General features: G+C 42.7%; 21 protein-coding genes. 3 read left to right on the top strand and 18 right to left on the bottom strand.

All coding sequences use genetic code 11. The features are described from left to right. Positions 1 to 5: 5 nt before the first annotated feature. Both MHH65_RS10925 and mce read right to left on the bottom strand, forming a co-directional pair. Positions 6 to 1,469, bottom strand: a complete 1,464-nt coding sequence (locus MHH65_RS10925; protein ID WP_268413941.1) for an acyl-CoA carboxylase subunit beta — start codon at positions 1,467 to 1,469, stop codon at positions 6 to 8. Next, on the bottom strand, positions 1,462 to 1,884 hold the full coding sequence (mce, locus tag MHH65_RS10930) for a methylmalonyl-CoA epimerase (RefSeq protein ID WP_098677440.1): 423 nt from the start codon (positions 1,882 to 1,884) through the stop codon (positions 1,462 to 1,464). Before mce ends, MHH65_RS10925 begins: the two co-directional genes overlap by 8 nt. 101 nt (positions 1,885 to 1,985) lie before the next feature. On the opposite strand from mce, the gene prli42 reads away from it, so the two are divergent. Continuing rightward, the gene (gene prli42, locus MHH65_RS10935) at positions 1,986 to 2,078 is read left to right on the top strand and encodes a stressosome-associated protein Prli42 (RefSeq protein WP_149126490.1); all 93 of its coding nucleotides are present in this window, start codon (positions 1,986 to 1,988) and stop codon (positions 2,076 to 2,078) included. A 38-nt stretch (positions 2,079 to 2,116) separates the two neighbouring features. On the opposite strand, the gene MHH65_RS10940 is transcribed toward prli42, so the two are convergent. From MHH65_RS10940 to MHH65_RS10965, 6 genes are all read right to left on the bottom strand, one after another. Further along, positions 2,117 to 2,626 (bottom strand): L,D-transpeptidase, encoded by a 510-nt coding sequence (locus MHH65_RS10940; protein WP_268413934.1) that lies wholly within the window; start codon positions 2,624 to 2,626, stop codon positions 2,117 to 2,119. A gap of 52 nt (positions 2,627 to 2,678) precedes the next feature. Beyond that, positions 2,679 to 3,632 carry an aromatic acid exporter family protein gene (locus MHH65_RS10945; protein WP_075623462.1) on the bottom strand — a complete coding sequence of 318 codons (954 nt, stop codon included), beginning with the start codon at positions 3,630 to 3,632 and terminating at the stop codon, positions 2,679 to 2,681. A 120-nt stretch (positions 3,633 to 3,752) separates the two neighbouring features. Beyond that, a complete protein-coding gene (locus MHH65_RS10950; RefSeq protein ID WP_024428022.1) occupies positions 3,753 to 4,475 on the bottom strand; it encodes an amino acid ABC transporter ATP-binding protein in 723 nt (240 codons plus the stop codon). Next, the gene (locus tag MHH65_RS10955; RefSeq protein ID WP_024422919.1) at positions 4,468 to 5,124 is read right to left on the bottom strand and encodes an amino acid ABC transporter permease; all 657 of its coding nucleotides are present in this window, start codon (positions 5,122 to 5,124) and stop codon (positions 4,468 to 4,470) included. The genes MHH65_RS10950 and MHH65_RS10955 overlap by 8 nt, the downstream gene beginning before the upstream one ends. 114 nt (positions 5,125 to 5,238) lie before the next feature. Further along, a complete protein-coding gene (locus tag MHH65_RS10960) occupies positions 5,239 to 6,003 on the bottom strand; it encodes a transporter substrate-binding domain-containing protein (protein WP_024422920.1) in 765 nt (254 codons plus the stop codon). A 195-nt stretch (positions 6,004 to 6,198) separates the two neighbouring features. Continuing rightward, positions 6,199 to 6,636 (bottom strand): BrxA/BrxB family bacilliredoxin, encoded by a 438-nt coding sequence (locus MHH65_RS10965; protein ID WP_024428021.1) that lies wholly within the window; start codon positions 6,634 to 6,636, stop codon positions 6,199 to 6,201. A 169-nt stretch (positions 6,637 to 6,805) separates the two neighbouring features. Between MHH65_RS10965 and MHH65_RS10970 the strand changes: the two genes are divergently transcribed. Beyond that, entirely contained in the window at positions 6,806 to 7,699 is an 894-nt protein-coding gene (locus tag MHH65_RS10970; protein WP_268413929.1) for a YegS/Rv2252/BmrU family lipid kinase, read from the top strand. 14 nt (positions 7,700 to 7,713) lie between these two features. Here MHH65_RS10970 and MHH65_RS10975 read toward each other — a convergent pair whose 3' ends face one another. From MHH65_RS10975 to MHH65_RS11015, 9 genes are all read right to left on the bottom strand, one after another. Continuing rightward, positions 7,714 to 8,007 (bottom strand): YesK-like family protein, encoded by a 294-nt coding sequence (locus tag MHH65_RS10975; protein WP_024428019.1) that lies wholly within the window; start codon positions 8,005 to 8,007, stop codon positions 7,714 to 7,716. Positions 8,008 to 8,073: 66 nt separating this feature from the next. Continuing rightward, complete coding sequence (locus tag MHH65_RS10980; protein ID WP_025093000.1) at positions 8,074 to 9,330, bottom strand: dihydrolipoamide acetyltransferase family protein; 1,257 nt, start codon at positions 9,328 to 9,330, stop codon at positions 8,074 to 8,076. Between the two features lie 19 nt (positions 9,331 to 9,349). Further along, complete coding sequence (locus MHH65_RS10985; protein ID WP_024422925.1) at positions 9,350 to 10,333, bottom strand: alpha-ketoacid dehydrogenase subunit beta; 984 nt, start codon at positions 10,331 to 10,333, stop codon at positions 9,350 to 9,352. 12 nt (positions 10,334 to 10,345) lie between these two features. Further along, positions 10,346 to 11,338 carry a thiamine pyrophosphate-dependent dehydrogenase E1 component subunit alpha gene (locus tag MHH65_RS10990; RefSeq protein WP_208946651.1) on the bottom strand — a complete coding sequence of 331 codons (993 nt, stop codon included), beginning with the start codon at positions 11,336 to 11,338 and terminating at the stop codon, positions 10,346 to 10,348. Between the two features lie 17 nt (positions 11,339 to 11,355). After that, a complete protein-coding gene (gene lpdA, locus MHH65_RS10995) occupies positions 11,356 to 12,780 on the bottom strand; it encodes a dihydrolipoyl dehydrogenase (RefSeq protein ID WP_041117933.1) in 1,425 nt (474 codons plus the stop codon). Continuing rightward, a complete protein-coding gene (buk, locus tag MHH65_RS11000) occupies positions 12,770 to 13,897 on the bottom strand; it encodes a butyrate kinase (RefSeq protein WP_029708028.1) in 1,128 nt (375 codons plus the stop codon). The genes lpdA and buk overlap by 11 nt, the downstream gene beginning before the upstream one ends. Positions 13,898 to 13,924: 27 nt before the next feature. Further along, positions 13,925 to 15,019, bottom strand: coding sequence for a branched-chain amino acid dehydrogenase (gene bcd / locus MHH65_RS11005; protein ID WP_003215658.1), 1,095 nt, complete (start codon positions 15,017 to 15,019; stop codon positions 13,925 to 13,927). 26 nt (positions 15,020 to 15,045) lie between these two features. Beyond that, positions 15,046 to 15,939, bottom strand: a complete 894-nt coding sequence (yqiS, locus tag MHH65_RS11010) for a phosphate butyryltransferase (RefSeq protein ID WP_268413920.1) — start codon at positions 15,937 to 15,939, stop codon at positions 15,046 to 15,048. A gap of 124 nt (positions 15,940 to 16,063) precedes the next feature. Beyond that, the gene (locus tag MHH65_RS11015; RefSeq protein ID WP_268413918.1) at positions 16,064 to 18,136 is read right to left on the bottom strand and encodes a sigma-54-dependent Fis family transcriptional regulator; all 2,073 of its coding nucleotides are present in this window, start codon (positions 18,134 to 18,136) and stop codon (positions 16,064 to 16,066) included. 149 nt (positions 18,137 to 18,285) lie between these two features. Here MHH65_RS11015 and MHH65_RS11020 point away from each other — a divergent pair, with 149 nt between their 5' ends. Continuing rightward, positions 18,286 to 18,522 (top strand): DUF2627 domain-containing protein, encoded by a 237-nt coding sequence (locus MHH65_RS11020; protein WP_024422931.1) that lies wholly within the window; start codon positions 18,286 to 18,288, stop codon positions 18,520 to 18,522. Between the two features lie 36 nt (positions 18,523 to 18,558). Here MHH65_RS11020 and MHH65_RS11025 read toward each other — a convergent pair whose 3' ends face one another. Then, positions 18,559 to 19,296: a glycerophosphodiester phosphodiesterase gene (locus MHH65_RS11025; protein ID WP_041117937.1), complete on the bottom strand. Its 738-nt coding sequence runs from the start codon at positions 19,294 to 19,296 to the stop codon at positions 18,559 to 18,561. Between the last annotated feature and the right edge of the window lie 97 nt (positions 19,297 to 19,393).

Here is a 19,393-nt window from a genome sequence, read left to right on the forward strand (position 1 = left end):
TCCTCTTATAGCGGTATGTTGCCATGCTTTTTTAACGGTCTATCTTCTTCCTTACTGCGAAGCACATCAAATGAGCGGATCAATCGCTCTCTCGTTTCAGCTGGCATAAAAATATCGTCTATCAGACCTGCCTGAGCCGCTTTCCATACACTTGGTTTGTTTTCAGACTTGCGCGAAGCAGGATGAACGATTTCGTCTGCGAACGTTTTCCCCATAACATCAATTTCGGCTTCTGGCCATGCATAAACAAAGTCAGCGCCTAAGCCCTTGCTATTCATCGCGACATATGCACCGCCAAACGCTTTTCTTAAAATCACAGTGATTTTTGGAACGGTTGCTTCAGCGTACGCATATAAAAGCTTTGCCCCATGGCGGATAATTCCCGCATGCTCGGCTTTTTCTCCTGGTAAAAAACCAGGAACGTCCACAAGGGTTAAGATCGGAATATGAAACGCATCGCAACATCGAATAAACCTGGCCGCTTTATCGGCAGCGTCAAGATCAAGGCTGCCTGCCAGCACCTTTGGCTGATTGGCAACAACACCAATGGAGGCTCCTTGTAATCTGGCAAAACCTGTGACAATATTTTTTGAGAAACAAGGCTGCGTTTCAAAGAATGAGTCTGGATCGGTTATCACTGTCACCACTTGTTTGACATCATAAGTTCGTGAGGGATCCTTTGGCAAGATGCTGCCTGGATCGGCGGTATCATGCTTTCGCGTCCCAGCGCGTGTGACAGCCTGCTGTTTCGTTTGTATGTACGTTAAAAGAGTTCGAACCGCTTCTAACACGTCCTTCTCATCTTTCCCAGTATAGTGCACATTCCCGCTCGTCTGATGCTGAACACTTGCACCGCCAAGACGGTCAGGACAGACCGTTTCTCCTGTTGCCTTTTCTATTACTTTCGGACCAGTTAAAAACATATGAGCTGTTTGCTCTGTCATGAAGACAAAATCAGTCAATGCAGGAGAATAAACTGCACCTCCAGCACATGAACCTAAAATAACTGATATTTGCGGGATTCGACCAGAGTACAGCACATTCCGTTTAAAAATCTGTCCGTATCCTTCTAATGATACCACACCCTCTTGAATTCTCGCACCACCTGAGTCTTTTAGACCGATGACCGGCATCTGATTTTTAGCTGCCAGATCCATTAAAGAGGCAATTTTTTTCGCATGCATTTCGCCTAATGAGCCCCCATATACAGTTGCATCTTGTGCATAAACACAGACAGGCTTACCGTGAATGAGTCCCGTTCCAATGACGACGCCGTCACCAACATGCTCTGACAGACCTCCTGTTGCAAATGACTGAATTTCCATCAAGCTGCCCTCGTCAAGAAGTTCATGCAGCCGCTCTCGAACCGTCAGCTTTCCTTTGCTTCTGTGAGCCGCTGCTCGTTTTTCGCCGCCGCCCATTAACGCTTTATTCCGCCATTCAGTCAAGTCATTGAACGATTCATTCATCGCAATGTTTCTCTCCTTTCAAGGACCCGCACAATTCAAATAACACACCTGACGTTTCTTTAGGTGAAATAAATGCAATCTGCTTTCCGCCGGCGCCCATCTGTGCTGTTTTTTGGAGAAGCTCCACGCCAAGGTGATCGAGACGGCTAAGATCCATTTGAATGTCATCTGACTTTAACGCAATATGATGGAGCCCCTCTCCTCTTTTTGTTAAAAAGGTATGTAGTTTACTGCGGGCTGAGATGGGCTCAATTAATTCAATGTGCAGATCATCAAGTAAAGCGAAGGACGCTTTAATCTCCTGCTCAGGAATCTCTTGTATGTCTGAAAAATGCCAGTTAAATAGCTGATGAAGCGTTTGAGATGTTTCTTTAATAGAAAAGACGGCAATGGCAATATGATCGATTTGGTTCATCCGTTCACTTCCTTTGCTGATCACTTGTCGCATATGAAAAAACCAGATAAAATAAAGACAAGTGCGCTTGTCGCAAAAATCTTCGGTTATAGGGGTGCGATATGTCTCAAAAATTCATGAAATTTATGGTATTGCTTATGATTAGCCTGCTGTTAGTTTCTTCACTTTTAGCAGGAGCAGCAGCCTTTTTATAAGGTTTGAATAAAAGCAGACAAGCAGGTGATTCGCGATATCAACGAATGGCCTGTTTGTCTTTGGCAAGTTTTTCAAAGGAATCGTTTGAGGTTGTAATCCATACCTTTGTACCAATTGGAAGCTGATCAAACAATCGCTCTACATCTTGATTATGAAGCCTTACACAGCCTGCTGTGATAAATTTCCCAATCGAAGTTTCGTCACTCGTTCCGTGAATTCCGTAGGTTCTGCCATCTGTTCCTCGTGCATCAAATCCAATCCATCTTCGCCCTAGAGGATTATTCTTCGCACCGCCTTCAATATTCTTTCTTCTATAATAGGGATCTTTCGCTTTGATCATAATCGTAAATTCACCTTCTGGCGTTAAATCGGTTGTTTTTCCTGTTGAAGCAGGATATACTTTTTGAATTTTCCCTTGATCAATAAAGGCAAGTTCATTCGTTTGTTTATTAATAATGACAAACGGGTCACCTGGAAGCGGGTTTTGTCCAAGCGGCCAGATAGGTGAAAGGGACATGGTCAGTACGGTATAAAATAAAAGACGCATAGGCTCCTCCTTTTTCATTAGATTGACCAATGAAGGAGGAACTCATGCGTCTCTATTCTTTCATCCCTTTAAAATAGCTTTTCAGTACTAAATATTGTTCCATTTCACCAAGGAAATGAAAGAGTGCCGCTCTTGCCTCAAATTCTTCTCTTGTTTGCGGGAGCGGAAGTGCCTCGAACTCTTCTTTCATATCAATGAGACGTCTTAAAAACTTATGCGCTGTGTTCCCTGGGTGAATATGTTCGCGTAAGTCTCTAATGTATTCTGCAATGATTTGTCCATGCTCCGTTGTGACGGAAATCGACGTAATTTTGGGCAGCACACGCTCAATGATTTCAAATTGCTTTTGTCTCATGTTGAAATAATGGTAATATAGGTTTTCATGTCTTAATACATGGTTTTCAACATCACGATATGCAAGAGCTTTCGCTTCTTTGATCAATTGATGTGTCTCTGGTATTTCTTTTCCTGTCCAGTCTTGTTTCCCTGTCATTAAGTATTGCTCGATTTCCTCAAAGATTTTAGCAAAGTTGGCTTCAATCTGTTCGCTGTAGCGTTTAAGTTTTTTATCAACACTTGGCATATAGAGGTTCATAATCAGCGCTACCCCAACACCAATGGTAATCAGCAGCAGTTCATTCCAGATGAGGTGCAGGGTAATCCCGCCAGACATGTATAAATGGAGAATGATGACTGAACTTGTGACAATCCCTTCTTTAATTCGAAGCAAAACCGTTGTCGGAATAAAGACAAGCAGCATCAAACCGATCACGAAAGGATGATACCCAATCAGATCGAAAAATAAATAAGAAAATAAAATAGCAAGACTGCATGCTGCAAAGCGGGCTCCCGATGCTAAGAGGGATCTTTTCTTTGTCACCTGAATACACAGGATCGTAATAATCCCGGCAGCTGAATAATTTTGCAAGCCAAGCAATTGTGCAATATAAATAGCGATCGCTGTTCCTAATGCTGTTTTCAGCGTTCGGTAGCCGATTTTAAACATGATGTGATTCACTCTTTTCTGTCTTGTTTCCATTCACTTTTGTGAAATGATGAACTTTTTTTACTTTCCCCATTATAATCAAAAAAAGAAGGAGATGTTAAGTCTCCTTCTCTTATTTCTTTATAATATTTTTTGTAAAAAGTCTTTTGCGCGCTGTGAAGACGGTGATTCAAAAAATTGTACAGGGTTTGCATCCTCTACAATTTTCCCATCATCCATAAAGATCACGCGGTCAGCCACTTCTTTTGCAAAACCCATTTCATGTGTGACGATGACAAGTGTCATTCCAGATTGAGCCAGCTCTTTCATGACTTCTAATACTTCCTTGACCATTTCTGGATCTAGAGCAGACGTTGGTTCGTCAAACAGCATAATGTCTGGTGTCATCGCAAGCGCACGCGCAATCGCTACACGCTGCTTTTGACCGCCTGACAGACGGTTAGGGAAATCATCTTTTTTCTCTAAAAGCCCTACCTTTTTGAGCAGCTCTTCAGCTTGTTTGATGCTGTCTTCCTTCGATTGATTCTTCACATTCATTGGCGCATACGTGATATTTTCCAGCACCGTTTTATGCGGGAAGAGATGGAAATGCTGAAACACCATTCCGATGTTCTCACGCACTTTTAGTGCATTCGTTTTTGGATTGGTGATTTCGGTGTCCTTAATCGTAATGACACCAGAAGTCGGCTTTTCAAGTAAATTCATGCAGCGGAGGAACGTCGATTTTCCTGAACCAGATGGTCCAATAACCGCAACAACTTCCCCTTCTTTAATGGTGGTGTCGATCCCCTTTAAAACTTCGTTTTTACCAAAAGATTTTGTGAGTTTCTCTATTTTAATCATTTGATTTTAACTTCCTTTCCACCGATTTGCCGACAAAGGTGAGAACAAGCACGATGACATAATAGATAAGACCCGCAAAAATAAGCGGTTCAAGATAATTATACGTGACGGCCCCTGCTTGATAGGCTCGTCTCATGACATCACCCAGTCCGATGACTGTTACAATCGCTGATTCTTTTGTCAGTGTAATCGTCTCATTCACAAGTGCAGGTGAAATATTTTTAAACGCCTGCGGAAGCAATAAGTCCTTCATCATTTTAGCATAAGGGATGCCTAAAGCAACGGCTGCTTCTTTTTGACCTTTATCAATGGCATTAATACCCGCACGAATAATTTCAGATACGTATGCCGCCGAGTTGAGTGAAAATGCCGCTACAGCAGCCCAGTATTGGTCGATTTGAAACCCAAGAAGCTGAGGCAGACCAAAATAAATAATGAGCAATTGAAGCACAAGCGGTGTGCCTCGGAAAATTGACGTATAAAAATCTGCAAGCCAAATGAGCGGTTTAAACACACTAATTTTACAAAGCGTTAATAAAATCCCTAAGATAAATCCAAGTAAAAGGGATACCACTACTATAGAAAGCGTGACCTTAAGTCCTTCTAGAATAAAGGGCATCTGAGGTATTACATCTTTAAAATCAAACATGACATTCTCCTTTTTTCTGCCTTCATACAAAACAGGAAAAAAGTTCAACATGAGTTGAACTTTTCAGCGCTTTTCTACTTGATTTTCTGGAATGACGCTGATCCTTTTCCTGACTTACTTTTCATCGGCAAACCATTTTTTAATTAATTTATCAAGTTCGCCATTATCTTTCATTTCTTTTAATGATTTATTAAATTTCGCTGTTAAGTCGCTGTTTTTCTTGAATGCAATGGCTGAACCTTCGTTTGAGCTGTTCAACCCAAATGCTTGGAAGTCTTTTTCCTTTTTCAAGTAACCAGCAGCTACTTTATCTTCAATAATTGCTGCATCAAAACGGCCTGCTTTAATCTCTTGAATGATATCAGAAATTTTATTACGGTCTTCAACTGTTAGGTTATATTTCTTTTGCAGTCCATTCGCTTCATCCTGTTGAATAGAACCTAATTGAACGCCGACTGTTTTGTCTTTTAAATCTTTCTCTGCCTTAATACCGCTAGATTTCTTTGATACAACCAAGTTTTTAGCATTGTAATAAACATCAGAAAAATCAACTTGCTTTTTACGTTTTTCTGTAGGTGTCATTCCTGCAAGGACAATATCAGCTTTGTTTGTTTTAAGAGCTGATACAAGGCTAGCAAAGTCCATATCTTGAATTTCTAGCTTGTAGCCGTTCTTTTTCGCTAGTGCTGTTGCAAGATCTACATCAAAACCGACAATTTTATCTCCGTCTTTTGATTCAAATGGCGGATAATCTGCTGATGTCGCCATAACGAGTGTCTTGTCATCTCCTGATGCGTTTGAATTATTAGAAGAAGTTCCGCATGCTGCGAGTGCAGCTGCAAGACCAGCTGTCATAAGTAATAATAACCACTTTTTCATATGATGATGCCTCCCAGTATTTAAAATCATGTATTGATTTGAATATTTATTCACTATAATGTATTTTAAACACTTTCTTTTTAAGATGCAATAGTATTTTGCTAAAATTATTTTGATTCTATTGTCTTATAAAACAAAAAGCAGACCGATCTAAAGACCGGACTGCTTTATATTTATTCATTCAAAAGTCATATATTAGATTTCTTCGCAATGCTCATCAAAAGCGGCTTGTAGTTTTGAAACGACTTCCATTGGCTCGTGCCCTTCAATTTCATGACGCTCGACCATTTTGATGATTTTTCCATCTTTTAATAAGGCGAAAGATGGTGAAGATGGCGGGAAGCCTTCAAAGTATTCACGCGCTCTTGCTGTTGCTTCTTTGTCCTGCCCAGCAAACACTGTCAGCAATTGATCTGGACGCTTATCATAATGAACAGAATAACCGGCAGCTGGTCTTGCAATACCGCCTGCACAGCCGCATACTGAATTCACCATGACAAGTGCGGTTCCTTTTTTAGTCAGTGCTTCGTCTACTTCTTCAGCTGATGTGAGCTCAGTGTAGCCTGCCTGCTTAATTTCTTCTCTCGCTTGTTTCACAATATCATTCATAAATAAATTAAAATCAATATTCATGTCCGTCCACTCCTTTTGCGTACCAAAACCATTTTAACTCCATCATATCAAGGAAAACGCCTGCGGGCAAATGTGTTGTCTTATCCATCGCCTCTTTTTCCTAACATCGTTTATGAGCTGTCAAATTGGGGAAAAGTGATGTTAAAGAGATGAAAGGGAGAACTGCGTGATGGCACAATTCAAAAAAGCGATGCTCATTTATAATGGAAATGCTGGACAAAAAAACATGGAAAAAACACTCGGTCAAACAGTGCCTCTTCTTTCTCTACATATTGATGAACTCATTTTGAAACCAACAAAGCAGCCAAATGATGCTTATGATTTCTGCCGTTATATTGATGAAACGGTGGAATTGCTCATCATATTAGGCGGAGACGGTACCGTGCATGAATGCATGAACGGCATTGGCAGCTTAGAAAAAAGACCCGCTGTAGCGATATTACCAGGCGGGACATGCAATGATTTTTCTAGAACACTAGGTATTCCTCAACAAATGCAGAAAGCCGCCCAAATGATTGTAGACGGCGTAGAAAAAAAGGTTGACTTAATCAAAGCAGAAGATCGATACGTGTTAAACTTTTGGGGAATTGGGCTGATCGCAGACACGTCCAACAATATTAACGACAAGGAAAAAGCCGTACTCGGCAAAATCAGCTACTTCACAAGTGCGCTGCGCACCTTGCAGCAAACAGATCCTTTTCACGTACGTATTGAGACAGAAGAGGAAAGCTGGGATGAGGAAGCTGTCATCGTTCTTGTCATGAATGGACATTTTATCGGTACAAATAGAATTGATTTGCCTCATGCAGCCATTGATGATGGAAAAGCAGAAATCTTAATTTGCAGAAATACGAGTTTCTCTGCTTTAAAAGAAATCTTCTCAATGAACCGGGAGGAGCTGGAGGATTTCACCGGCGATCTGTCTCTCATTCAAGCGTCCAGTATTCATATCCACACAAAAGAGGAAATGGATGCTGATACAGATGGTGAGGTTTATATGACAGCCCCCTCTTCTTTAGAAGTGTTAAAACAGCATTTGACCTTTATTGTTCCAGAAGAATAAAAAAATGCCCGACATCATTTTGATTCGGGCGTTTTTTTGATATAGCGTCTGTATAAATATTCAAGTGCATATCCGAGAAGCGTCCCGGCGAGAAGTGATATTCCTAAAAAGCTATTGGCTGCTCCTTTAAATCCGCCGACAATCAGCAGACAGTACACGATTTGAATGATTGAAACGATCGATATGATAAGCAGTAATCGTTCAGGATGATTGCGTGATTTAGAAATATACCGCAGAAAAGCGAATGCAATCGCTGTGATAAACATGAGACCAATCGTTAGAAAAGCAAAAAAATCTAGTCCAGACATATCATCGCTCCTTTCTCCTAGATGTGGAAATCCCCCTCTCATGCCGGGAGGGGGAAAATTGTTGTTTTAATAAACAGATGTCTGCTCGTCAATGCCTTCAAGGATTTGTTTAATTCGCTGAAGGAATCTGCCGCATACAAGCCCATCTAGTACTCTGTGATCTAATGAAAGACAAAGATTGACCATGTCTCTTGCCGCAATCATTCCGTTTACGATCATTGGACGCTTCACGATCGATTCTACTTGTAAAATCGCCGCTTGCGGATAATTAATGATTCCCATTGATTGTACCGAACCAAATGATCCCGTGTTGTTGACAGTGAAGGTACCGCCTTCCATATCACTTTGCTTGAGCGTCCCTTGTCTCACCTTAGACGCCAGCTCATGAATTTCTTTGGCAATGCCCTTAATGGTCTTTTCATCCGCATCCTTAATGACTGGAACAAAAAGCGCGTCATCTGTAGCGACAGCAATCGAAACATTGATTGCTTTCTTTTGCACAATTTTATCTCCGGCCCACATGCTGTTCATTTCAGGGAATTCCTTTAAGGCCTGAGCCACTGCTTTGACAAAGAATGCAAAGAACGTCAAGTTAAAGCCTTCTTTTGCTTTAAACTGATCCTTCAGCTGATTTCTTCTTGTCACTAGATTTGTCACATCGACTTCCATCATCGTCCATGCATGCGGAATTTCATGTTTGCTTCTCAGCATATTGGCCGCAATTGCCTGACGGATCGGCGTGACTGGCAGCTCAACATCACCAGGCATAGAAGGGACGGCAGGTGCCGCTTTTGCTTGAGATGGCTGCGCAGGCTCCGGTTGAACGGCACGTTCATTGACAGGTGCTGTCTTCTCTTTAACGCCGCCGTTTTCAATGAGCTGCAGCAAATCTTTTCTAGTGATTCGGCCGCCTGCTCCTGTACCTTGAACAGCGGCTAAATCAATGCTATGCTCATCTGCTAAACGAAGAACGGCTGGAGAATAACGTTTCTTTTGACTTTGATTCTCATTTGTTTGATCTGCTTCAGGCGCTTCGCTTTGCTCAGGTGCTGCTTCTTCTTTCTCGCTCTGCTGCTCGCTTCCTTCTATCTCAATTTCACAGAACACTTCTCCTACTTGCAGCGTTTCGCCTTCCTCAGCCGATAGCTTTGTAATCGTTCCTGTAAAAGATGACGGAACTTCTGCATTCACTTTATCTGTCATGACTTCCGCAATCGGATCGTATTTATTCACATGATCGCCAGGTGAAACGAGCCATTTGCTAATGGTTCCTTCTGTTACACTTTCACCTAGCTGAGGCATTTTCATTTGTTCAATTGCCACTTTGAAACCCTCCTCTTTCTTAAAACGCCGCCAGCTCTCTCATTTCAGCTTCTACCTTATCCGGATTGACCATGAAGAATTTCTCCATTGTCGGCGCATAAGGCATTGCCGGAATATCTGGTCCAGCAAGACGTTTGATTGGTGCGTCTAAATCAAATAAGCAATGCTCAGAAATGATCGCTGCAACCTCACTCATGATGCTGCCTTCTTTTGTATCTTCCGTTAAGAGAAGCACTTTCCCTGTTTTAGAAGCCGCTTCTATAATCGCTTCCTGATCAAGCGGGTACACTGTTCTCAAATCGAGAATATGAGCGGAAATGCCGTCTTTTGCAAGGCGGTCTGCTGCTTGCAGCGCAAAATGGACACAAAGGCCATATGTAATGACCGTGATATCATCGCCTTCACGCTTCACATCTGCTTTTCCAATCGGAAGAGTGTAATCCTCTTCAGGCACTTCTCCTTTAATCAGGCGGTATGCACGTTTATGTTCAAAGAACAATACAGGATCTGGATCACGCACTGCAGCCTTTAAAAGACCTTTGACATCATAAGGTGTAGAAGGCATCACAATCTTCAAACCAGGCTGGTTAGCAAAAATAGCTTCGACCGATTGTGAATGATAAAGTGCCCCGTGTACTCCGCCCCCATAAGGTGCGCGGATGACCATTGGACAGCTCCAATCATTATTTGAACGGTATCTAATTTTTGCAGCCTCTGAAATGATTTGGTTGATTGCAGGCATAATGAAATCCGCAAATTGCATTTCTGCAATTGGGCGCATTCCATACATCGCTGCCCCAATACCTACACCCGCAATGGCTGATTCTGCAAGAGGTGTATCCATGACGCGCGCTTCTCCAAATTGCTCGTAAAGACCCGCTGTCGCTTTAAATACGCCGCCTTTTTTCCCGACATCCTCTCCGAGCACAAACACTTTCGGATCTCGTTCCATTTCTTCTTTCATCGCCAGTGTAATAGCGTCTATATATGACATAACAGGCATTTTTCTTCCCCCTTACTCCGCATACACGTAACGAAGTGCGCTTTCTGCCTCAGCATAAGCTGCGTTTTCCGCTTCATCAGTAGCTTCGTTTACGATTTGCATGATTTCTTTTGTCATCTCTTCTTTCATTTCAGAAGTCATGACGTTTCCTTCGGTTAAATACGTTTCATATTGGATGAGCGGATCTTTCTTTCTTGCTTCGAGCACTTCTTCTTTTTCTCGATAGCTTGAATCATCGTCATCACTTGAATGCGCAGTTAAACGGTAAGAGATTGTTTCAATCAATGTCGGGCCTTCGCCTCTAGCCGCACGGTCTCTTGCTTCTTTGACAGCGGCATATACTTCAAGCGGATCATTTCCATCTACAGTGACACCAGGCATCCCATATCCAACCGCACGATCTGAAATGCGTTCACAGGCTACTTGTTTGTCATATGGCACGGAAATCGCATACTTATTGTTTTCACACATGAAAATAACAGGCAGTTTATGAACAGCAGCAAAGTTTGCGCCTTCGTGGAAATCACCTTGGTTTGATGAGCCTTCACCGAACGTGACAAAGCTGACAAAGTTTTTCTGCTCTAATCGTCCAGCAAGGGCAATTCCTACCGCGTGAGGAACCTGCGTTGTTACAGGTGACGACCCAGTCACAATTCGATTTGCTCTTTGCCCAAAATGCCCCGGCATTTGTCTTCCGCCTGAGTTTGGATCGTCTTGTTTTGCGAAACCAGACATCATTAAATCTTTTGCTGTCATCCCAAAAGCAAGGACAACCCCCATATCACGATAGTAAGGTAAGACGTAATCTTCTTCTCTATTAAGAGCAAATGCAGCGCCGACTTGCTGCGCTTCCTGCCCTTGACAAGAAATAACGAATGGAATTTTCCCGGAACGGTTTAAAAGCCACATCCGTTCATCGATTTTTCTTGCTAGAAGCATTGTTCTGTATATCTCAATTGCTTGTTCATCTGATAATCCTAATTCCTGATGACGCATGTTACTCATCATGTTTCCCTCCTTGATTAAAAATGGATCGCCTTCCCGTCAACAGCAAGGGCTGCCTCGCCAATCGCCTCTGATAAGGTCGGATGCGGGTGTATCGTCTGCCCCACTTCCCACGGGGTTGCATCAAGTACTTTGGCTAATCCAGCTTCAGATATCATATCTGTTACATGAGGACCAATCATATGAATTCCTAAAATATCATCTGTCTTTTGATCGGCAATGATTTTGACGAATCCATCAGACTCCCCGTACACAAGTGCTTTTCCAATCGCCATAAATGGAAATTTCCCTATTTTGACTTCAAAGCCCTGCTCTTTTGCCGCCTGTTCAGTGAGTCCCACACTAGCAGTTTCTGGGTGAGAGTAAACACATTTAGATACGAGCGTTTCATCGAGCGGCTTTGGATCTTTCCCAGCCATATGTTCTACAGCAATCATCCCTTCGTGAGAAGCAACATGTGCCAGCTGAAGCCCGCCAATGACATCTCCTATTGCGTAAATATGCGATTCTTTCGTTTGATAATGTTCATTCACGACAATGCCTTGTTTTTCGGTTTGGATGTCCGTGTTTTCAAGACCTATGCCTTCGATATTAGGTACTCTGCCGACTGAAAGAAGGAGTTTTTCCGCTTCAAACGTCTGAATGTCTCCATTCTTTTCCGCTTGAATTGTCACGAGATTTTCCTGCTTTTCTACGCTATCTGGCAGTACCTTCGCATTAGTCACAAAAGTGATGCCTTTTTTAGATAATAGCTTTTCCATTTCTTTAGAAATGTCATGATCCTCTGTTGGCAAAATGCGGTCTGCAAACTCAAGCACAGTGACGTTCACACCAAAATCATTGAGCATGGAAGCCCACTCGATTCCGATCACTCCGCCCCCCACAATTAGCATTGACTGCGGAAGCTCTGGCAGTTCAAGTGCATCATCTGAAGTGAGGATGTGTGTTCCATCTGCTTCAAGCCCTGGCAGCACACGCGGTCTTGATCCTGTCGCGATGATGACCTGCTTTGGAATGAGCATTTCATTTTCCTCTCCATTTGCCATTTCTACGGAGATCGTTCCTGGCATTGGCGAAAAGATAGATGGGCCAAGAATACGGCCGATCCCTTCATATACATCAATTTTTCCTTGTTTCATTAAATGTTTGACGCCGCCTGCTAGTTTTTCGACGATCTCTGTTTTTCTTTTCTGCACATTGGCAAATTGCAAGGCAACGCCTCCTGCCTCAACACCAAAATCAGCTGCGCGTTTGACGGTTTGATAAACTTCTGCGCTTCTGAGCAGCGCTTTAGACGGGATGCAGCCTTTATGAAGACATGTTCCGCCGAGCTTTTCTTTTTCTACAACTGCTGTTTTCAATCCAAGCTGTGAGGCACGGATGGCCGCTACATAGCCGCCTGTGCCTCCACCAAGAATGACGAGGTCATATTCAGTTGCCATGACTTGTCACTCCTTTCTTTTCCTGTTGATCATTTGGGTATTCTTTCGGTGATTCTTCTTCTTTTAAAATACGAAGGGCACCTTCTGCTAACGATTGCAGCTCATTTTCACCTGGAAACACGACAACATCTGAAATCCAGTCAATATAGCCGCGAATACTTGACGTAATTTGTTTGCTGTATGCAAGTCCGCCTGTTAATACAATGACGTCAACTGCTCCTTTTAAGACAGCGCTAGCCGCACCAATTTCCTTGGCAATCTGATAGCACATCGCTTCATAAATGAGCGCCGCCCGCTCATCACCCGCTTCAATCATGCGTTCCACTTTCACAGCGTCTGTCGTGCCAAGATAGCCCGCAAGCCCGCCTTCACCAATAATGCGTTTGAGCATTTCTTCTTGGGTATACTCCCCCGAAAAACAAAGATTCACAAGATCACCTGTCGGCAGGGTTCCCGCACGCTCTGGGCTGAAAGGACCTTCGCCATGCAGACCGTTATTGACATCGATGACTTTTCCTTTTTCATGAACACCAATGGTGATACCGCCGCCCATATGAGTAATAATCATGTTCAAATCTTCGTAACTTTTTCCAAAAGAAGCCGCTGTTTTTCTTGCGACTGCTTTTTGATTTAATGCATGAAAAATGCTTTTTCTTTCGATCGTTGGCAGCCCTGAAATACGAGCAATTGGTTTTAGTTCATCCACTACAACTGGATCGACAATAAAAGCTGGGATATTCAGGCCAAGTGCAATTTCTCTCGCGATGATTCCACCGAGATTGGATGCGTGCTGGCCCGCATATCCTTCTTTTAGGTCTTCCACCATTTGCTCATTGACTTCATATGTGCCTCCTTCAATCGGACGAAGGAGACCGCCGCGTGCGCAAACTGCATCAAACTTTGAGATGTTCATCCCCTGTTCATGCAGTGTTTTCAATATGGTTTCTTTACGGAATGAAAATTGATCAATGATATGAGGAAACTGCTTTAATTCCTCATCTGTATGTCTAAGTGTCGTTTCAAAAATAGAACGTTCATTATGAAACACACCAATTTTTGTTGAAGTAGAGCCAGGATTAATCGTGAGAATACGCCATTCTTTAGTCAGCAAAAACAAAACCTCCGTTTCAACTCATTCTTCAAATTAGCGACGGCTTAAAATATGTTGACCATTTTGCAAGAATTGACTTCTTGATTTGCGCATTCTTTCAATTCGCTCTTCAGCCAATCGGTCTGCCGCTTTATAAGTTGGAATGGCATCACGGTTTGAAATTTCAATTACACGTTCAATATTTTGATAAATGCCTTCGACTTTTTTCATCGCACGATCTGCATTATAGCCATAAAGCTCATCAGCCACGTTAATCACCCCGCCTGCATTGATCACATAGTCAGGAGCATATACAATTCCCATCTCATGGATAAGGTCTCCGTGATGCGTTTCTCTTAGCTGGTTATTTGCAGCACCTGCAATCACCTTTGCTTTTAACTTAGGAATGGTCACATCGTTAATGGTTGCACCAAGTGCGCACGGTGCATAAATATCACATGCTTGATCGTAAATATCGTCAGGGTCGACTGCTTTTGCGCCAAAGTCTTCAACAGCACGTTTGACAGAGTCTTTGTTGATATCTGTGACAATGAGCTGCGCGCCTTCTTCATGCAGATGTTTACACAAGTTGTAAGCGACATTTCCTACGCCTTGAACGGCAATTGTTTTTCCTTCTAATGAATCGGTCCCAAATGCAGCTTTGGCAGCGGCTTTCATTCCTTTGTATACACCGTAAGCTGTGACGGGAGACGGATTTCCAGAAGAACCAAATGCAGGAGAGATCCCTGTGACAAAATCGGTTTCTTCATGAATGAGATCCATGTCTTCTACCGTTGTACCGACATCTTCTGCTGTAATATAGCGGCCATTCAGCCCTTGAATATAACGTCCAAATGCACGGAACATTTCTTCATTTTTGTCTTTTCTCGGATCACCGATGATGACCGTTTTTCCGCCGCCAAGATTAAGTCCTGCTGCCGCGTTTTTATAAGTCATTCCTCTCGCTAGACGCAGTGCATCCTCAATGGCTGCTTCTTCGTTTTCATACGTCCACATTCTCGTTCCGCCTAGTGCCGGCCCAAGTGTTGTATCATGAATCGCAATAATCGCTTTTAAGCCAGACTGCTCATCCTGACAAAATACAAGCTGTTCATAATCGTATCGTTCCATATATTTAAAAAGTTCCATCGTGTTATTCCTCCTATTACTTCCGCTTAATTTGATGTACAGATGGCAAGCGCAATTGAATAAAGCTTACTTTCGGCTGAATCAGACCGGCTTGTTAAAGCAATCGGTGCCTTCGCTCCTGCCACTACAGCTCCCACCTTCGCATGTGCAAAGTAGATGAGAGATTTATAAAGAATGTTTCCTGCCTCAATTGTTGGCACAAGCAAAATATCTGCATGGCCGGCTACTTCACTTGTAATATTTTTATGAGAAGCTGCCGTTTGAGAAATGGCATTATCTAAAGCAAGTGGCCCATCAATCAGGCAGCCAGAAATTTGCCCCCGCCGGTTCATTTGCGCAAGACTTGCCGCAGTTAAAGTTGAATCCATTGCCGGATTCACGACCTCCACCGCAGAGAGCACTGCAACCTTTGGCATGTCGTTTCCGACAGCTTGTGCTACTTGAACAGAGTTGATCGTAATCTCTTTCAGCATATTTAAATCGGGCGAGATGTTCATCGCAGAATCCGTGACATAAATAAAGCGGTCAAAGCCCGGTACTTCAAATGCCGCAACATGTGATAGGACACTTGTCGTCCTGAGCCCATATTCTTTATTCAGTACCGCTTTTAAAAGAACGGCTGTCGGGACATGCCCCTTCATCAAAATATCTGCATGCTTCTCGCTCACTGCCTGAACGGCAATTTTGGCAGATTCTTCGGGAGAATCTGAATGAATAATATCTATCCAGTCCTCATTGATTTCATGCTGCTTCACTAGCTCCTTCAGGTTGCGTTTGTTCCCAACCAGGAGAAAGCGAGCGACCTTTCGCTTAATTGCCATCTTGATGGCATGAAGCACTTCTTCGTCTTCTGCATGAGCCACAGCCGCCGTTTTATTCTGCAGCTGGGCGGCTTTCATAATCAGATCGTCAAGCTTCATATATGCCCACCTTTCCTTGTGCTCGGTTCATGTTTTATATGCAAGTTCCGTGCCAGTTTGAAATGCAGTGAATATGAGGCAATTCGCATGACATTCGTGCAATCTTTTGCAGATTACATGCATTTTATTGCATGCTATCTTTTGCAAGTTGATATTTGTCCATTTTATAGTAAAGGTTCCGAATGCTGATCCCTAACGTTTTCGCTGTTTTCGTGCGATTGAATTGATGCTTTTCAAGGGTTTGTTTAATCAGCTGCGCTTCAAATGCCTCAACAGCATCCGAAAGCGTCTCTCCCTCAAATTGACTGACAGTCAGTTCCTGCTGCTCTTTTTCTTCCTGATCTTCTGACTCCATGAAAGAAATATGCCCTTCATCAATCCATTCTTCTTGCGGTTTCAAAAAGATCATGGCTCGTCCAAGTACATTTTCAAGCTCTCTTACGTTTCCTGGCCACTTATATGACCGCAGTCTATTAAGTGCCTGTTCCGTTAACCCGCTCACATTCCGTCCATAGTCTAAATTGATCTTTTGGATGAGACGTTTGCTTAACGAGTCAATATCCTCAAGGCGCTGCCTTAGCGGCGGGATGGAGATCGGGTATCTGTTCATTCGATAATATAAATCTTCTCTGAACTTTCCTTCCGCCATCGCTTTTTCAATATTGACATTTGTCGCCGTGATCACACGAACATCGACCGGTATAGCCTTTGTTCCGCCTACCCTTACTATTTCTTTCTCCTGCATCACACGAAGCAGCTTCGCCTGTGTACTTGGCGTCATTTCGCCAATTTCATCTAAAAAAATGCTGCCTTGATTCGCCTCTTCAAACAGCCCTTTTTTCCCGCCTCGCCTTGCACCAGAAAATGCTCCTTCTTCATAGCCAAAAAGCTCTGACTCCAAAAGGGTCTCTGATAAGGCCGCACAGTTGACCCGTACAAAGCGATTATATTTCCGGTCACTTTCATTGTGGATGGCGTGCGCAAACAGCTCTTTTCCAGTACCTGATTCTCCCCGGAGTAATATCGTGGCTGGTGTTTTCGCGCCTAGCTTTGCCTGCTCAAGTGCCACAAGCATTTGTTCACTTTCTCCAATGATGTCTTCAAAAGTGTACTTTGCTTCAAGTGTGCGGATGAGCTGTCTTGCTTTATTTAATTCATTCGTGAGTGATTGAATTTCTGATACGTCATGAATGACACCGACACTGCCTTTTAAAATGCCATCAACAATGACTGGCGCTACGTTGACAATCACATCTTTTTTATTCGGTCCGACTTTCATTCTGACGCCTCGAACGGGTCTTCTTGTTTCAAGTACCTTCAAATGCATGCTTTCTCCTTCAGAAATATCTGCACCTGCTGGTTTCCCCACAACTTCTTTATCTGTTAATCCAGTCATTTTCGTATAAGCCCGGTTGATTAAGATCCCTTTTCCCTGCTCATCCACAACTGATATGGCTTCATCCGACGATTGAATGATCGCCTCCAGCATCGTTCGCACTTCTTTAAGATTGGTTACTTCCTCCGCAAGCTCAACGGCATCTGTAATATCTTTAAAGATGGATAAAGCACCTAGCATTCTCCCCGCGTCATCAATAATCGGCAAACGCGTTGTAACAATTTGTATTTGCTGATTCAAAAATTGTTTTTGATTAAATTCTGGCTCTCTCGATCTTAAAATGTCGGGAAGCTTTGTATTTGGGATCACTTCTCGTATATGACGGCCAATCGCATCTTTTTGCGAGCATCCAACCATTTTGGCCGCTGATCGATTAAACAGGACGACTTCTTCATCCATGTTTATAAAAATCATCCCGTCATTCGTTGCATTAAAAATGCGGTCATGCTTATAGGTTTGTTCCTTTAATATTTGAATCAGCTGCTGTTTTTCTGACATTAATTCTGATATGACGTAAGCCATTGAACTTGGCACAATAACTGCGTGCTCTGGCTTTTTTTCAATCAGTTCTTTCAGCACTGCTGAACTGCCTGTTGTTTCAATGATGATATCAATGTCATCTTTTATGTATTCTTTCCAATCCGTTGTCGTCTCAATTCCATTCTTTTTCGCTTCTACCATCCCCGGTGCCTCAAGATCAAGGTCGGCGATCGCAATGATTTGAATCGTATTTGTTTTCAGCAATGTTTCAAGCAATGCTGATCCACCTTGTCCTGCACCGACAATCAAGACTCTCTGCATCCCGTTACCCCTTTATATGAAAAAATTTGCACACCATATTTTTCCGTTGCAAAAAATTGCACAACTCTTATATTACCACGTTTTCCTTTCTTGACAAAATATTTTTTGAATTAGACAATGGAAGTAAATGACGTTTAAGGGGACATTTGATGGGGAGAATACTTGCACTAGTGATTATTTTAATACCTGGCGCGCTTGCAGCACTTGGGATTAAGCTGCTGCGTGACACTGTTTTCGGCATCATCATTGCACCATTTCCATATTTATGGCTGCAAGGAATTGCAGGGTTGTTATTTTTAGGGGGTGGTCTTTATGTAGTGGCTGGCTTTATTTTATATAGAGACCGTAAACGAAATAAAGTGACTGCTCGCTTTAAGCAGAGATAAAACGTGAAAAAAGACCCGCTGATTTAGAGCAGGTCTTTATTTCATTTCTTCTCTTATTTTCACGGCTCGATCAGGAAAATCAGTGAAGATGCCATCGACACCTAAGGAAAACATGTTTTTCATTTGCTTTTCACTATTTACTGTAAACGGCCTGATCACTTGCTGAGCGGCATGGAGTGCTGACACCACCTCTTTGGTCACGCCGGCACCCTTTATATTCGGATGGTAGCCTCTTGCTGGTACTGTTTTTATATACATCTCCGGCTGATGGATCACATCCATTGTAAGAACAGCTAGTTCAACATGCGGCATCAGTTTGTGAAAAAGAGCTAAACTGCCGTGATGAAACGATGAAACAAGTACACGATCTTCTATTTGAAAATGCTCGATTTGCTTTTTTACTTTCTCTTCGATACCCGGATATCGATAAATGGAGTTTTTCAGTTCAATATTGATGATGAGTGATGATTGCTGCGTCACTAGCTCTAATACTTCCTCTAAAAGAGGAATGGATACAGCACCGGTTTCTTCGTAGAAAGAATGACTCGCATCTCCTGCTTTTAATTCTTCATATGTATGGTCTTTTACTAAACCTTTCATGTTCGTTGTTCTGTTCAGTTTCTCATCGTGAATGACAGCAAGTCTTCCGTCTTTCGTCAGCTGAACATCCAGCTCAATTCCGTCAGCTCCCGAAAGAAGTGCATGCTCGAAAGCTATCATGGTGTTTTCAGGATAAATGCCTTTAAAGCCTCTGTGTGCAAAAATTTTCGTCATAGGTCACCTCTAAATATGATGCTTCCTTTCATTATGACGTGTCTTTTTTCGTTTTTCCAGTTTTGAGCGCATAAAAAAACCTCTTCCGATTCATACG

Origin of the sequence: Bacillus sp. FSL L8-0654 (assembly GCF_038629965.1) — a bacterium.
In the GTDB taxonomy this organism is placed as follows: Bacteria; Bacillota; Bacilli; order Bacillales; family Bacillaceae; genus Bacillus; species Bacillus safensis.

Coding starts and splice junctions, on each gene's coding strand:
- MHH65_RS11015 (WP_268413918.1), bottom strand. CDS start 18,136: ATGCAGAGAGTCTTGATTGTCGGTGCAGGACAAGGTGGATCAGCATTG.
- MHH65_RS10950 (WP_024428022.1), bottom strand. CDS start 4,475: ATGATTAAAATAGAGAAACTCACAAAATCTTTTGGTAAAAACGAAGTT.
- MHH65_RS10975 (WP_024428019.1), bottom strand. CDS start 8,007: ATGTCTGGACTAGATTTTTTTGCTTTTCTAACGATTGGTCTCATGTTT.
- MHH65_RS10925 (WP_268413941.1), bottom strand. CDS start 1,469: ATGAATGAATCGTTCAATGACTTGACTGAATGGCGGAATAAAGCGTTA.
- bcd (WP_003215658.1), bottom strand. CDS start 15,019: ATGGAACTTTTTAAATATATGGAACGATACGATTATGAACAGCTTGTA.
- MHH65_RS10965 (WP_024428021.1), bottom strand. CDS start 6,636: ATGAATATTGATTTTAATTTATTTATGAATGATATTGTGAAACAAGCG.
- MHH65_RS11020 (WP_024422931.1), top strand. CDS start 18,286: ATGGGGAGAATACTTGCACTAGTGATTATTTTAATACCTGGCGCGCTT.
- MHH65_RS10940 (WP_268413934.1), bottom strand. CDS start 2,626: ATGCGTCTTTTATTTTATACCGTACTGACCATGTCCCTTTCACCTATC.
- MHH65_RS10990 (WP_208946651.1), bottom strand. CDS start 11,338: ATGAGTAACATGCGTCATCAGGAATTAGGATTATCAGATGAACAAGCA.
- mce (WP_098677440.1), bottom strand. CDS start 1,884: ATGAACCAAATCGATCATATTGCCATTGCCGTCTTTTCTATTAAAGAA.
- MHH65_RS11025 (WP_041117937.1), bottom strand. CDS start 19,296: ATGACGAAAATTTTTGCACACAGAGGCTTTAAAGGCATTTATCCTGAA.
- prli42 (WP_149126490.1), top strand. CDS start 1,986: ATGTCTCAAAAATTCATGAAATTTATGGTATTGCTTATGATTAGCCTG.
- lpdA (WP_041117933.1), bottom strand. CDS start 12,780: ATGGCAACTGAATATGACCTCGTCATTCTTGGTGGAGGCACAGGCGGC.
- yqiS (WP_268413920.1), bottom strand. CDS start 15,939: ATGAAGCTTGACGATCTGATTATGAAAGCCGCCCAGCTGCAGAATAAA.
- MHH65_RS10960 (WP_024422920.1), bottom strand. CDS start 6,003: ATGAAAAAGTGGTTATTATTACTTATGACAGCTGGTCTTGCAGCTGCA.
- MHH65_RS10985 (WP_024422925.1), bottom strand. CDS start 10,333: ATGCCTGTTATGTCATATATAGACGCTATTACACTGGCGATGAAAGAA.
- MHH65_RS10970 (WP_268413929.1), top strand. CDS start 6,806: ATGGCACAATTCAAAAAAGCGATGCTCATTTATAATGGAAATGCTGGA.
- MHH65_RS10945 (WP_075623462.1), bottom strand. CDS start 3,632: ATGTTTAAAATCGGCTACCGAACGCTGAAAACAGCATTAGGAACAGCG.
- MHH65_RS10955 (WP_024422919.1), bottom strand. CDS start 5,124: ATGTTTGATTTTAAAGATGTAATACCTCAGATGCCCTTTATTCTAGAA.